Annotated in this window: 14 protein-coding genes and 1 pseudogene; 10 read left to right on the top strand and 5 right to left on the bottom strand. The window is 64.2% G+C overall.

Features of this window, described 5'->3' with window-relative positions:
• The first annotated feature begins 310 nt into the window (after positions 1-310).
• Positions 311-2,089 (top strand): AMP-binding protein, encoded by a 1,779-nt coding sequence (locus tag NHL60_RS05295; RefSeq protein WP_253449818.1) that lies wholly within the window; start codon positions 311-313, stop codon positions 2,087-2,089.
• Complete coding sequence (locus NHL60_RS05290) at positions 2,083-2,994, top strand: bile acid:sodium symporter (RefSeq protein WP_253449815.1); 912 nt, start codon at positions 2,083-2,085, stop codon at positions 2,992-2,994. The genes NHL60_RS05295 and NHL60_RS05290 overlap by 7 nt, the downstream gene beginning before the upstream one ends.
• A gap of 58 nt (positions 2,995-3,052) precedes the next feature.
• Here NHL60_RS05290 and NHL60_RS05285 read toward each other — a convergent pair whose 3' ends face one another.
• The 3 genes from NHL60_RS05285 to NHL60_RS05275 all read right to left on the bottom strand — a co-directional run bounded on the left by NHL60_RS05285 (position 3,053) and on the right by NHL60_RS05275 (position 6,688).
• Positions 3,053-4,111 carry a methionine synthase gene (locus tag NHL60_RS05285; protein ID WP_253449812.1) on the bottom strand — a complete coding sequence of 353 codons (1,059 nt, stop codon included), beginning with the start codon at positions 4,109-4,111 and terminating at the stop codon, positions 3,053-3,055.
• A 71-nt stretch (positions 4,112-4,182) separates the two neighbouring features.
• Positions 4,183-5,166: a DUF1852 domain-containing protein gene (locus NHL60_RS05280; RefSeq protein WP_253449809.1), complete on the bottom strand. Its 984-nt coding sequence runs from the start codon at positions 5,164-5,166 to the stop codon at positions 4,183-4,185.
• A 352-nt stretch (positions 5,167-5,518) separates the two neighbouring features.
• The gene (locus NHL60_RS05275; protein ID WP_253449806.1) at positions 5,519-6,688 is read right to left on the bottom strand and encodes an alpha-hydroxy acid oxidase; all 1,170 of its coding nucleotides are present in this window, start codon (positions 6,686-6,688) and stop codon (positions 5,519-5,521) included.
• Between the two features lie 60 nt (positions 6,689-6,748).
• Between NHL60_RS05275 and NHL60_RS05270 the strand changes: the two genes are divergently transcribed.
• Both NHL60_RS05270 and NHL60_RS05265 read left to right on the top strand, forming a co-directional pair.
• A complete protein-coding gene (locus tag NHL60_RS05270; RefSeq protein ID WP_253449803.1) occupies positions 6,749-7,282 on the top strand; it encodes a hypothetical protein in 534 nt (177 codons plus the stop codon).
• Entirely contained in the window at positions 7,272-7,844 is a 573-nt protein-coding gene (locus NHL60_RS05265; protein WP_253449800.1) for a pyridoxamine 5'-phosphate oxidase family protein, read from the top strand. The genes NHL60_RS05270 and NHL60_RS05265 overlap by 11 nt, the downstream gene beginning before the upstream one ends.
• Before the next feature lie 63 nt (positions 7,845-7,907).
• On the opposite strand, the gene NHL60_RS05260 is transcribed toward NHL60_RS05265, so the two are convergent.
• The gene (locus NHL60_RS05260) at positions 7,908-8,468 is read right to left on the bottom strand and encodes a cysteine hydrolase family protein (RefSeq protein WP_253449797.1); all 561 of its coding nucleotides are present in this window, start codon (positions 8,466-8,468) and stop codon (positions 7,908-7,910) included.
• A 76-nt stretch (positions 8,469-8,544) separates the two neighbouring features.
• On the opposite strand from NHL60_RS05260, the gene NHL60_RS05255 reads away from it, so the two are divergent.
• The 5 genes from NHL60_RS05255 to NHL60_RS05235 all read left to right on the top strand — a co-directional run bounded on the left by NHL60_RS05255 (position 8,545) and on the right by NHL60_RS05235 (position 11,712).
• Entirely contained in the window at positions 8,545-9,507 is a 963-nt protein-coding gene (locus NHL60_RS05255) for a GlxA family transcriptional regulator (RefSeq protein WP_253449794.1), read from the top strand.
• A gap of 134 nt (positions 9,508-9,641) precedes the next feature.
• A complete protein-coding gene (locus NHL60_RS05250) occupies positions 9,642-10,349 on the top strand; it encodes an AzlC family ABC transporter permease (RefSeq protein WP_253449791.1) in 708 nt (235 codons plus the stop codon).
• Entirely contained in the window at positions 10,346-10,657 is a 312-nt protein-coding gene (locus NHL60_RS05245; RefSeq protein WP_253449788.1) for an AzlD family protein, read from the top strand. Before NHL60_RS05250 ends, NHL60_RS05245 begins: the two co-directional genes overlap by 4 nt.
• 99 nt (positions 10,658-10,756) lie before the next feature.
• Positions 10,757-11,197 carry a LexA family transcriptional regulator gene (locus NHL60_RS05240; protein ID WP_253449785.1) on the top strand — a complete coding sequence of 147 codons (441 nt, stop codon included), beginning with the start codon at positions 10,757-10,759 and terminating at the stop codon, positions 11,195-11,197.
• Between the two features lie 14 nt (positions 11,198-11,211).
• Positions 11,212-11,712 carry a hypothetical protein gene (locus NHL60_RS05235; protein ID WP_367399345.1) on the top strand — a complete coding sequence of 167 codons (501 nt, stop codon included), beginning with the start codon at positions 11,212-11,214 and terminating at the stop codon, positions 11,710-11,712.
• Positions 11,713-11,856: 144 nt separating this feature from the next.
• On the opposite strand, the gene NHL60_RS05230 is transcribed toward NHL60_RS05235, so the two are convergent.
• Positions 11,857-12,090 carry a S1C family serine protease gene (locus NHL60_RS05230; RefSeq protein WP_086509375.1) on the bottom strand — a complete coding sequence of 78 codons (234 nt, stop codon included), beginning with the start codon at positions 12,088-12,090 and terminating at the stop codon, positions 11,857-11,859.
• A gap of 170 nt (positions 12,091-12,260) precedes the next feature.
• On the opposite strand from NHL60_RS05230, the pseudogene NHL60_RS05220 reads away from it, so the two are divergent.
• A pseudogene (locus NHL60_RS05220) lies at positions 12,261-13,162 on the top strand (cation diffusion facilitator family transporter).
• Positions 13,163-13,166 lie beyond the last annotated feature (4 nt).

The raw sequence follows: 13,166 nt of genomic DNA, 5'->3' as shown, positions 1-13,166 counted from the left end.
CCTAAGCCATTACCTGGTATCTATCCACTGTTCGCCTTGGCGTTCGCCAAGGCTCGCCGCTTGACTAGCGCATCACGCTTCGCGTCGATGCGTAGGATGCGCGGCTGAGTTGCTCAAGCCTAGCAGTCCGACACGCCCTGTCGACTCACGCCACTCCCCTGCAAGTCTCCACCGGCAGAGGCAGTGCCACCGAGGCGTGGAAAGAGCGTGCGCCAGGCGGCGAGAAAAGGGGGGTGCAGTGGCGGCCGATACCCGCTATCAAGAAACAAGAAAGAACTAAAATAATAAGCGACCCCCAGGGAGGAACCCCATGGAGTCATCGCAGGATGCCGCCACCCCTCGCCGCCAGCCCCCTCACCCCTGGACGCGTCACTACCGCGACGGCATATCGGCCAAGCTGCCGCCCCCGGAACACGCCAACCTGGCGGTGCTGATCAGCGACAGCGCCGAGCGCTTCGCCGAGCGGCGCGCCTTTACCAGCTGCATGCCCAACGGCATGAACGGCGCGCTCAGCTATGCCCAGGTCGACGCGGCCTCCGACGCCTTCGCCCTCTATCTGCGCGAGGGCCTGGGTCTCGCCCCCGGCAGCCGGGTCGCGGTGCAGCTGCCCAACTGCCTGAGCTACCCGGTGGTGGTGTTCGGGATCCTCAAGGCGGGCTGCGTGCTGGTGAACACCAACCCGCTCTACGCGGCCGGCGAGATGATTCACCAGTTTCACGACAGCGGCGCCGAAGCGCTGGTGATCGTCGATATGTTCGTCGACAAGCTCCCCGAGGTGCTGCCACACACCGCCATCCGCCATGTGGTGGTGGCAAGCCTCGCCCAGTTCTTCCCGCCCGTGGTGCGCCACGTGGTGCAGGCGGTGCTCCGCTACTGGAACCGGGTGATCCCGCCCTGCCCGGTCAAGGCGACTCCCCTCGGTGAGGCGCTGGCCGAGGGCCGGCGGCTGGGCCAGGCACAGGGCATCAGCGTGCCCGACTACTGGCGCGACCTGGCCCCGGAGAGCCTCGCCGCGCTGCAGTACACCGGCGGCACCACCGGCATCGCCAAGGGGGCCATGCTCAGCCACGGCAACCTGCTCGCCAACGTGGCCCAGATCGAGGCGATGGCCGGCTCGCATATCGGCGACGGCGAGGAGTGCGTGCTTACCGCCCTGCCGCTCTATCATATCTTCGCCTTTTCGGTGAACCTGCTCGCCTTCTTCAAGCACGGCGCCCACAACGTCCTGGTGCCCAACCCGCGGCCGATCCAGAACCTGCAGCGGGCCATCGAGAACTACCCCGTGAGCTGGATCAGCGGGGTGAATACCCTCTTCAATGCCCTGCTCAACGAGGAGTGGTTCACCCTCTACCCGCCACGCAAGCTGCGCGCCGCAGCGGCCGGCGGCACGGCACTGCACGCCGCCGTGGCCGAGCGCTGGGAGGCCATCACCGGCACCCCGCTGGTGGAGGGTTACGGCCTCACCGAGAGCTCGCCGGTGATCAGCTTCAACCCCCTGGTGGGGACGCGCAAGCCGGGCAGCATCGGCATTCCGGTACCCGGCACCGAGGTCCGCCTGGTCGATGACGCCGGCGCGCCGGTGGCCCAGGGGGAGCCTGGAGAGCTCACCGCCCGGGGCCCCCAGGTGATGCAGGGCTACTGGCAGCAGCCCGAGGCCACCGCCGAGGCCCTGCGCGACGGCTGGCTCTACACCGGGGATGTGGCCGCCATGGACGCGGACGGCTACCTGCGCATCGTCGACCGCAAGAAGGACCTGATCCTGGTCAGCGGCTTCAACGTCTACCCCAACGAGGTGGAGGACTGCATCGCCCTGCTCGACGCCGTGCACGAGGTGGGGGTGATCGGCGTGCCCGACCTGGACACCGGCGAGGCGGTGCGCGCCTATATCGTCACCCGCGGCGAGCTCGACCGCGACGCGGTGAAGGCCCACTGCCGGCAGCAGCTGGCCCGCTACAAGGTGCCCAAGCAGATCGCCTTCGTCGACGAGCTGCCCAAGAGCCCCATCGGCAAGGTGCTGCGCAAGGACCTGCGCGCCCAGTACCTCAAGGATCATCCGCACGCCGCCACTGACGGGAGACCATCATGCTGAGCCCACTCGAGGAGACCCTGCTGGCCATCATGATGGCCGTGATCATGCTGGGCATGGGGTCGTCGCTGACCTTCAAGGACTTCCGCATCGCCCTGCGCCACCCCCAGGCGATCGGCATCGGCTTTGCCTCCCAGTACCTCTTCATGCCGCTGCTCGCCTTCCTGATCGGCCGCGCCCTGCAGCTGCCCCCCATCCAGGCGGTCAGCCTGATCCTGATGGGCTGCGTGCCCGGCGGCACCACCTCCAACATCTTCGCCTACTTCTCGAAGAGCCTGCTCGGGCTCTCCATCCTGATGACGGTCTGCTCGACCCTGCTGGCGGTGGTCATGGTGCCCCTGGTGCTGACCTTCTACACCAGCGGCATCGACGCCGCCTTCCGGATCCCCTCGGGCAATATCGTGGCGGTGCTCGGCGTGCTGCTGGTGCCGACCCTGCTCGGCATGTGGCTGCGCCGGCGCAACGCCAACGTCGGCGCCTGCACCGAGCTGATGGGCGGCATCCTCGGGGTGGTGGTAATCGTCTTCCTGATCGCGACCTGGGTGCCGCGCAACTGGCAGCTGCTGATGACCACCGGCCCCGAGGTCTACCTGGCCTCGGTGGGGCTGGGCCTGTGTGGCTTCCTGATCGGTTACTGGTTCAGCCGCGCGGTGCGGCTCAATCCGCAGAAGGCGCGCACCGTGTCGCTGGAGACCGGCATCCAGAATGGGCCGTTGGCGGTGCTGATCGTTACCCTGTCGTTTGCCGGCGAGACCCAGCAGCAGATGCTGCTGATTCCGGTGATGTACTCGCTGTTCATCGTTATCACCTCCACCTTCGTGACCTTCTACTACCGGGCACGCAGCCTGCGCGAGGAGCTCGCCCGGGACCAGGCGAAGGTGGAGGCCGAAGGGCCGGTCAGGGGGTGAGAAGACTTAGCCATGCCGCGGTCGCTGGTCGGCGCGGCATGCCTGACACCAGAACACCTTATAGGCTAGGCGCCAGCCTTGGGGAGGCTGATCTTGCGAGCTCCCTTCGCACCATTTCTGCCCCGGCGCTCAATGCCTCCAGCTTGGCCCTGGCCACCTGGCGAGGCAAAGGCGCCATGCCGCAGTTCGTGCAAGGATACAAATTCTCGGCGTCGACAAACTGAAGTGCCTTGCGCAGGGTGTTGGCCACCTCTTCCGGCGTTTCGATGGCATGGGTGGCGACATCGATCGCTCCCACCATGACCTTCTTGTCCCGGATAAGCTCAATGAGCTCCATGGGAACGCGAGAGTTGTGACACTCCAGCGAGACGATATCGATATTGGACTGTTGCAGCTTGGGAAAGACTTCTTCGTACTGACGCCATTCCGTGCCGAGCGTGCTTTTCCAGTCCGTATTTGCCTTGATGCCATAGCCGTAGCAAATATGCACGGCCGTCTCGCACTTCAGCCCCTCGATCGCCTTCTCCAGGGTGGCGATCCCCCAGTCATTCACCTCATCGAAGAACACGTTAAAGGCTGGCTCATCGAACTGGATGATATCAACCCCGGCCTCCTCCAGCTCTCGCGCCTCCTGGTTGAGAATCTTGGCAAACTCCCAGGCGAGCTTTTCCCGGCTTTTATAGTGACCATCATACAGGGTGTCGATCATGGTCATGGGGCCAGGCAGCGCCCACTTGATGGGTTGCGTGGTTTGCTCACGCAGGAATCTGGCGTCATCAACGAACACCGGCTTCTGGCGAGACACCTCACCGACGACCGAGGGAACGCTGGCGTCGTAGCGGTCGCGAATCCTGACGGTTTCGCGCTTCTCGAAGTCGACCCCATTGAGGTGTTCGATAAAGGTCGTGACAAAATGTTGGCGCGACTGCTCGCCGTCGCTGACGATGTCGATGCCCGCGTGCTGCTGTTCATGCAAGGCCAGACGCAGGGCGTCCTGCTTGCCTTCCGTCAGCTCCTCACCCTGCAGCTTCCAGGGCGACCACAGCACCTCCGGCTGTGCAAGCCAGGACGGCTTGGGGAGACTGCCGGCGGTCGAGGTGGGTAGCAATGTTGCCATGATGGAAAATCTCGCTGATGGATGAATCAAAGGGCGCAGTCAAAGGGCAGAGTCAAAGGGCGCAGTCGCAGTCAAAGGGCATAGTTAGCCGACCACTTCTCAAGAACAGCGCGGTAGGGCTTGATGAAGTTCTCTTCAACGAACTTGCCCTGCTCGGTCGCCAGCCGACTACGCTCCTCCCGGTCATAATCGACCTTGGTCACCGAGTAGTCCTGCCTCTCCAGGCTTGGCTGGTAGCATTTCCCCGCCACCGAGTTGGCATTGTAGATTTCCGGGCGATATATTTTCTGAAAAGTATCCATGGTGCTGATGGTGCTGATAAGTTCAAGGTTGGTGTAGTCAACCAGCAGGTCACCCTGAAAATAGAAGGCCAAAGGCGCCACGCTACCCGGAGGCATGAAGTAGCGGACCTTCATCCCCATCTTATTGAAATATTCATCAGTCAGTGAGCGCTCTTCCTGCAGGTACTCGACGCCCAGCACGGGATGATGGTTTTCTGTCCGGTGATAGGTCTTGGTGCTCGACACACTGATACAGATGACAGGGGGCTTCTTGAAGTACTCCTTGTAGGTATCAGAATTCACGAAGGCCTGGAACAGCTTACCATGTAAAACGCCGAAATCTTCCGGAACGCTGAATGCCTCCTGATGCTTATTGTGCTCCTGCAGCAGCAGACTGAAGTCGTAGTCTCGCACATAAGAGGAAAAGTTGTTCCCTGCAATGCCCTCAATCCTCTCATTGCTCTTCTTATCAATGATATTCGTCTTCAAGATCTCGATAATAGGAAGGGCACCACTCTTCGAGGCAGCACCCATGGCCAACTCAACAGAAATGATATCAAGCTCGACGGCATAGCGGTCTCCCCAAGGGTTGTCCCAATCCGCCAAAGCATTGAAGCGATTGTCAATCATCCTCAAGGTGTTGTGCAAATTCTCTTCGCGCTTCGTGCCTCTAGCCAGGTTGGCAAAGTTGGTAGTGATACGAGTATTATCCGAAGGCCGATAATTCTCATCGAAACGAATACTCTTAACAGAAAATGTAAAATCGCTTTCCATCGGGATACACCATCCTGATTACTGAGACATGAATCCAAGTCAATGGAAGAGAGTATCAAGCCCAGATAATCATGAGTAAAGCTTAAGAATTTCATGCCCAACATCAATTTAATTCATAGTGGATCACAAAACTTCTGCTTTACAGGTGAGACCCCACAGTGCGATGCAGCACCTGACGATTGTTAAGGAACGCCTGATCGGCATCGACGCCGCCTTCCGGATCCCTTCGGGCAATATCGTGGGGGTGCTGCTGGTGCCCACCCTGCTCGGCATGTAGCTGCGCCGGCGCAACGCCAACGTCGGCGTCGGCGTCGGCGTCTGCGTCTGCGCCGAGCGGATGGGCGGCCGGCCGTCAGAGCCTGACGGTGGGGTCGCCGAAGCCCCGGGGGACATAGAGGTTATGCGCCCCCAGCTGCGTCACGTCGGTTTCGCCGCACAGCGCCATGCTGACATCGAGCTCCTTGTGGATGATCTCCAGCGCCCGGGTCACGCCCGCCTCGCCCGCCGCCCCAAGCCCATAGGTGAAGGCCCGGCCGATGTAGGTACCCTGGGCCCCCAGGGCCAGCGCCTTGAGCACGTCCTGGCCGGAGCGGATGCCGGAGTCGAGATGCACCTCCACCTCACCACCCACGGCGTCCATGATCGACGGCAGCATGCGAATGGAGCTCACGGCGCCGTCGAGCTGGCGGCCGCCGTGGTTGGAGACGACGATGGCATCGGCGCCGACCTCCACGGCGTGCCGCGCATCCTCGGGCGTCATGATGCCCTTGATGATCAGCTTGCCGCCCCACCACTCCTTGAACTGCGCGATGCGCTTCCAGTCCAGGGAGACATCGAACGCCTCGGCCGTCCAGGCCGAGAGTGACGACGGGTCGGTGACGCCCCTGGCATGGCCGACGATGTTGCCGAAGGAGCGACGCTTGGTGCGCAGCATCTCCAGCCCCCAGGGGATCTTAGTGGCCAGGTTGGCGATCGATCGCGGCGTCAGCTTGGGCGGCGCCGAGAGGCCGTTCTTGATGTCCTTGTGGCGCTGGCCGAGCACCTGAAGATCCACCGTGACCACGATCGCCGAGCAGCCGGCCGCCCGGGCACGCTCGATCAGGCGACGCATGAAGTCGTCATCCTTGAGCGTATAGACCTGGAACCAGAAGGGCCGGGTGGTGTGCTCGGCCACATCCTCGATCGAGCAGATCGACATGGTGGAGAGCGTGAAGGGCACCCCGAAGGCCTCGGCGGCTCGGGCCGCCTTGATCTCGCCGTCGGCGGACTGCATGCCGGTCAGCCCCACCGGCGCCAGCGCCACCGGCATGGCCACCTCTTCGCCGATCATCCGGCTCTGCGTGGTGCGTCCGGACATATCGACCGCCACGCGCTGCTTCAGGTGAATGTGCTGGAAGTCGCTGGTATTTTCACGGAAGGTCTGCTCGGTCCAGCTGCCGGACTCCGCGTAGTCGTAGAACATCCTGGGCGTGCGCCGCGCGTAGTGGCGCTTGAGGTCTTCGATATTGGTGTAGATCGGCATCTCGGCTCCTGGGTGGAAGAGCAGTCACCAGCAGAATAACAGAAGACCATCGGAGGTCATGTGAGTGCGACGAAGACCGTCTCCATCGAAGCCGACGCCGTGCTTGACGCCCTGCAGAAGCTGGAGATCTTTCACCACAGCCTGACGGCAATCGCCCGGTCGCTGGGGCGCCACGGCCTGCAGCCGGAGGACATCATGCAGCTCAGGGAGTCCGCCGCGGGGCTCGAGGCGCTGCGAGGCTCGCTGGCCGAAGCGCTGCCGCCGCTGCCGCCCACCGGCACGCACGCCGAAACCGTGCGCATCGCCTGGCGGGAGCGCGCCGACGCGACCCGGGAAAGCGTGGCTCAGGCGCAGGCGCTGGTGCGCGCCCTGGGCCGCATGGCGGCCGAGCTGGAAGAGGAGGCGGTCGAGGCGCGACAGTTTCGCCGGCACCTCGACCCGGACAGCCCCGACAGCCGCCTGGGCATGATCTACACCGATGCCCGGCTCGGCCCCATGGCACAGATGGCCGGAGTGCTGCAGCGCGCCGCCGACGAGATGCAGCAGATCGCCCACGCACAGAAGAACACCGGCGGAGAGCGCCATGACGACTGACCCCCACCCCTGGGCCGCCGAGATAGACTCGCTGCACGCCCAGATCTGGACCCGGCTCACCCGCGGCGTGCACGACCGGCGCGCCCCGGCGCGCCACCCTACCCTCGCCACCGTGGACGCCACCGGCCGGCCCCAGGCGCGGACCGTGGTGCTGCGCGGCGCCGATGCCGCAGCCGGCACCCTGTCGCTCTACACCGACCGGCACTCGGCCAAGGTGGCCGAGCTCAGGGCCAACCCCCTGGCGGCGCTGCACGTCTGGGACGCCGCGGCCCACCTGCAGATCCGCATCGAGGCCGAGGTCGCCATCGAGACGGGACCCGGAGTCGCCGACGTCTGGGCAAGCGTGCCCGAGCCCTCTCGCTATGCCTATAGCAGCACCGCCACGCCGGGCCGGCCGATCCCCGAAGCGCTGGCCTATACCAAGACGCCCGACCCGGCCGCGTTCGCGCGGCTGCGCCTCACCGTCAGCGCCATCGACGCCCTGCACCTGGGTCGCGCCCACCATCGGCGCGCCCGCTTCGAGCGCGCCGACGGCTGGGCGGGGCAGTGGCTGGTGCCGTGAGCGGCGCAGCGCCGCGAACAGCATCCAGTATCGTGGGGTATCTACGGCTTTTCCCCAACGACATTACCTGTGCCGATCGATCCAGGCGGCGGTATCGGTGACCTCGGCATAGGCGAAGCCGAGCCCGGCCATGAAGGCCGCGTGCACCTGGGCGGCCGGCACCGTCTGGCCGTTGAACTCCTGGTCGTGGGTCGCGCAGGCGTCCTGCAGCACCGTGACCGAATAGCCCAGGTCGGAAGCGGCCCGGGTGGCGGCATCAATGCACATATGACTCATGGCACCGACGACCACCAGCTGCTCGATGCCCTGCTCCTGCAGGTGCTCATGCAGCGAGGTGCCCAGGAAGGCGTTGACGCTGTTCTTGAGGATCACGGCTTCGCTTCCGGACTCCTGCGGCGCCATGGAGGCATGGATGCGCGCTCCCTCGCTCCCCGGCACGAAGAAGGGCGCCTCCTCGGAGGGGAACTCGTGGCGGATATGCACGATGGGCAGCGACCGCTCGCGGAAGTGGGCGAGCACGCCGGCGGCATTGTCGACAGCCTGCTCGATGCCCACCAGCGGCCACTTGCCGGCGGGGAAGTAGTCGTTCTGCAGGTCCACGATCATCAGGGCGGTCTGGCTCATGGGGAGTTCTCCTCAGGGAATGGAGACTGCATCATGGCAGGCCCCGGCCATGGGGTCGGGTGGCAGGAGTGACACAATGCAGGCAAGAAATGACACGCGGCCCCGCCGCATCCGGATCGCGATCCCGACCCTGCCGGGCAGCGCCCAATCGGCTCTCTATGGGCTGCAGGACCTGTTCGGTACCGCCAACCGCATCCTGCAGGAGCTGCAGTCAACGCCCGGGGTGAGCTTCGCCGTGGAGCTGCTGCCGACGGACAGCACGCCCACCGTGCGACCCGAGATCGCCATCGTGCCGCCGATCCTGGAGGGTGACGCCTACCTGAGCGCCCAGCCCCAACTCTGCCGGACGCTGCGTGAGTGGCACGCCGCCGGCACGGTGGTCTGCTCCGTCTGCGCGGGCGCCTTCCTTCTCGCCCAGGCCGGCCTGCTCGAGGGACGCCGGGCCACCACCCACTGGCAGCTCGAAGCACAGTTTCGGGCCCACTACCCTCACCTCGCCCTGGATACCGACGCGCTGCTGGTGCCGGAGGCCGATCTGGTGACGGCAGGCGGCGTCATGGCCTGGATGGACCTCGGACTGCACCTGGTTGCACGCCACGTGCCGCCCTCCGTGGTGCAGTCGCTGGGCCGCTTCCTGGTCATCGACACCGGCGAGCGCCAGCAGCGCTACTACCGCGCCTTTACTCCCGAGATGGCCCACGGCGACCGCGCGATCCTGCGGCTCCAGCACCACCTGCACGCACATTTCACCCGCCGCCAGACCACCGCCGAGATGGCCGCCACCGCGGGCCTCGGCGAACGTACCCTGATGCGCCGCTTCCGACAGGCCACCGGGTTCGGCCCCGGCGAATACCTCCAGCAGCTTCGCCTGCAGCGCGCCAGGGAGCTGCTGGAAAACCGCCGTGACAGCGTGGAACAGGTCGCCCTGACGGTGGGCTACGAGGACACCAGCGCCTTTCGCAAGATGTTCATCAAGCACACGGGCCTTTCACCCAGCCAGCACCGGGCCCGATTCGGAAGCGGCGGGACAAGCGACTAGCGTCTTGCGCGCCGATGGCCCCCTGAGCACCGCCCACCTGCCCAGGGCAGACTTGATTCCCTCCGCAGGGCATGGCGAACTGGCGGATTCACTGTATCGGCAGCGCCGAACGATCGGGCACAAGGGAGCATGACATGACGACCAGGGAAACGAGCCCATACCGCCTGGACCGGGCGCTGGTATGGGAGGGGTTCAAGACGCTGCTGCCGCTATCGCTGTTCGTGATCGTGTTCGGCATCGCCTTCGGGCTGGCGGCGGCTCAGGTGGGGCTTGGCGGCCTGGAGATCGTGCTGATGAGCACCCTGGTCTTCGCCGGTGCCTCCCAGTTCGCCGCCCTCGAGCTCTGGGGACCGCAGATTCCCGTCTTCACCCTGCTGGTGACGGTCTTTGCCATCAATGCTCGCCACCTGCTGATGGGCGCTACCCTCTACCCCTGGCTGGAGCCGCTCTCGCCGGCCCGGCGCTACGGCATCATGGTGGTCGCTTCCGACGCCAACTGGGCCATGGCCATGCAGGCCTTCGGCCGCGGCCAGCCGGGGCTGGGCCTGCTGCTGGGCGGCGGCATTGCCCTGTGGGGCTTCTGGGTGCTCGGCACCTGGCTGGGCCTGCACGTGGGCGGTGCCGTGCAGGACCCCGCCAGCCTGGGGCTCGACATGGTGATGGGCTGCTTTCTGCTCGCCATGGTGGTGGGCGGCGAGAAGAACCTGCGCATGCTGCTGATCTGGGCGGTGGCCGCCGGCGCCTCGCTGGTCGCCTTCTACCACCTGCCGGAGAACAGCCATGTGGTGGTGGGCGCCCTTGCCGGCGGCCTGGTGGGCCTGGTGTGGGGGAAGCGCGAATGAGCCTCGAGACCGGCGGCCTGGGAGCCCTGCTCATCATCTTGGCCATGGGCGCGGTGACCCTGGCGACCCGCTGGGGCGGCGTCTTCGTGATGTCCTTCGTGCCCATCGGCTACCGGGTGCGGCAATTCATCCACGCCATGTCCGGCTCGGTGCTGGTGGCCCTGCTCGCTCCCCTGGCGGTGACCGGCGACAACGCCGCGCGCCTGGCCCTTCTCACCACCGCCGTGATCATGCTGACGCTCAGGAAACCCCTGCCGGCCATCGCCGGCGGGGTACTGGCAGCCGCACTGTGGCGGCAGCTGGCGTGACAGCGGGCCGCCGGCGGCACACTTCGTAGCGCATGGGCTTGGCAGGCCGGGCCTCCTGGTCGATACTGTATGAATATCAGGTATCGAAAGGAGCCCACCATGCCACACGCCAAGCTCATCCCCGCCGAGCCGGCGCCGCCGGCGCAGCCCTTGCCCTTCCCTCTACCCCTGACGCGGGCCGGGCTGTCGGGCTTTCCGAGCCCGGCCCAGGACTACGAGGGGCGCACCCTGGATCTCAACGAGCGGCTGGTGAAGCGCCCCTCTTCGACCTTCTTCATGACCGTCACCGGCGACAGCATGGAGGCGCTGGGCATCGCGGAGGGCGATCTGCTGGTGGTGGATAGCGCCATCGAGCCGCGCCCCGGGCACATCCTGGTCGCCACGGTGGAGGGGGAGCTGGTGGTGAAACGCTACGAGCTGATCGGCAACCGCCCCTACTTCACCTCGGCGAACCCCGCCTACCGCCCCATCCCCGCCGCGGACCTGGAGTGCCAGGCCTGGGGCGTGGTACGCGCGGTGGTTCACGAGTACGCCGTCTAGCCGGGGCCGGGCCCATGATCGGACTGATCGACTGCAATAACTTCTACGTCAGCTGCGAGCGGGCCTTCCAGCCGCGGCTTGAGGGCGTGCCCGTGGGCGTGCTCTCCAACAACGATGGCTGCGTGATCGCCCGCTCCAACGAGCTCAAGGCGCTGGGCGTGGCCATGGGCACGCCGGCCTTCGAGCTGCAGCCGCTGCTCCGTCAGCGGCGCATAGCGCTGCTGTCGTCGAACTATGAGCTCTACGGGGATATGTCCTCCCGGGTGCAGCAGGTGCTAGAGGAGTTCTCTGCCGGGGTGGAGCCCTACTCCATCGACGAGATGTTCGTGCGCTTCGACGGCTTTGCCCCGGAGCAGATGCACCGTCACGCCCAGGAGCTGTTCACCAAGGTACGGCGCTTCACGCACATTCCGGTCAGCGTGGGGATTGCGCCGACGCGTACCCTGGCCTTATCCGTAGAAAAGCAAACCTGGCTGGAAGCTCGATCAAGTCTGTTTCCTGACTTGTGCAAGTAGTGATATTCAATAGAGTATCCTGTCCTGGCCGTTCACCCGGCACAGCAGGACAACTGCGTCACGTCCTTGGGGAAAGTCTGAGCGCAGAGATTGAGCCACTCCACCATGGTCAGGTAGGGAAACAGTGATCTTGCTCAGTCGCGGTCAGTCACCATTGAACTCACGGAAGACCTCCGGTATCTCCTGCCCCCCAAACTGCCGAGAGGACGTCATGGACATCTCGACTTCCCGGGAGGTCGAGATGTTGACGACGGCCGGCGCGGCCTTGTCGACCAGCTCCGTGAAGTCTGGCAGTCGTGGCTCGGCGAGGGCTGGCGTCACCATCAATAGTAAAGCTAGGCTCATCAGCCAGGCGTGCGAGTGCGGCTTGGGTATCAAAATGGGCTCCTTCCGGGGCATGGAACATGGTAACCGTGTTTGGTACGGCGCCCACTACGCAAAGTTCCATACGCCTAGCCCCGGCTCGGTCTTCATTAGAATTCGGGCTTGAATCTTGAGTTGCTATAGGTTTTATACTGCTGGGTCATCAGGTGACACTAGGATGACGCATGGGACATCATCACGATCATCCCCATCTTGACCCCACCTCTGGTGACCGTCGGATGAGCATCGCCATCTGGGCCAACGGGATATTGACTGTTGCTCAGATCGTTGGGGGTATCCTGGCGGGAAGCCTCGCGCTGATCGCGGATGCGCTGCATAACTTTCCGACATGGCTGCCCTTATCATTGCATTTGCTGCCCGCAAGATCGCGAGACGGCCGCCAGACTCTCAGATGACGTTCGGCTATGGGCGAATCGAGATTGTCGCAGCGCTGATCAACTACACGACCCTCATTCTCGTTGGGTTTTATCTAATTTATGAAGGCGTGATGCGCATGATCGACCCGCCAGAGATTCAGGGCTGGATAGTCGTCATCATCGGCATTGTCGCTCTTCTTGTCGATGCGCTAACGGCCTTGCTCACCTGGTCGATGCAAAAACATAGCGTCAACATTCGGGCTCTCTTCCTGCACAACCTGTCTGATGCGTTTGCGTCCATCGCTGTGATCATTGGCGGCTCGCTGATTCTGCTATACGACATGCGCTGGGTAGACCCCGCGATTACGATCAGTATTGCACTCTATATTCTCTATCTTGCCTTTACGGAGATAGGTGGCCCCATCCGGACACTGATGCTGAGCTCGCCACCCGATGTCGATGGTCAATCAGTCATTGATGCCCTGCGTAGCGTCGAAGGGGTTGAGGATGTGCATCATGTTCACCTATGGCAAATGCAGGAGAATACCGCCGCACTTGACTGCCACGTGGTGACGACGGAAGAAGGCTGGCAGCAGCTCGAGGCGATCAAGGCGGATATCAAAGCACGCTTTGACATTGGCCACTCCAGCTTGGAATTCGAGCATATTGATCATGCGCATCAGGGAGCCAATCTTTATGGGCATGGATAACACG

It is taken from the genome of Halomonas sp. Y3 (assembly GCF_024137965.1).
Taxonomy (GTDB): domain Bacteria; phylum Pseudomonadota; class Gammaproteobacteria; order Pseudomonadales; family Halomonadaceae; genus Halomonas; species Halomonas mongoliensis.
This window is presented reverse-complemented; position numbering and strand designations above follow the sequence as displayed.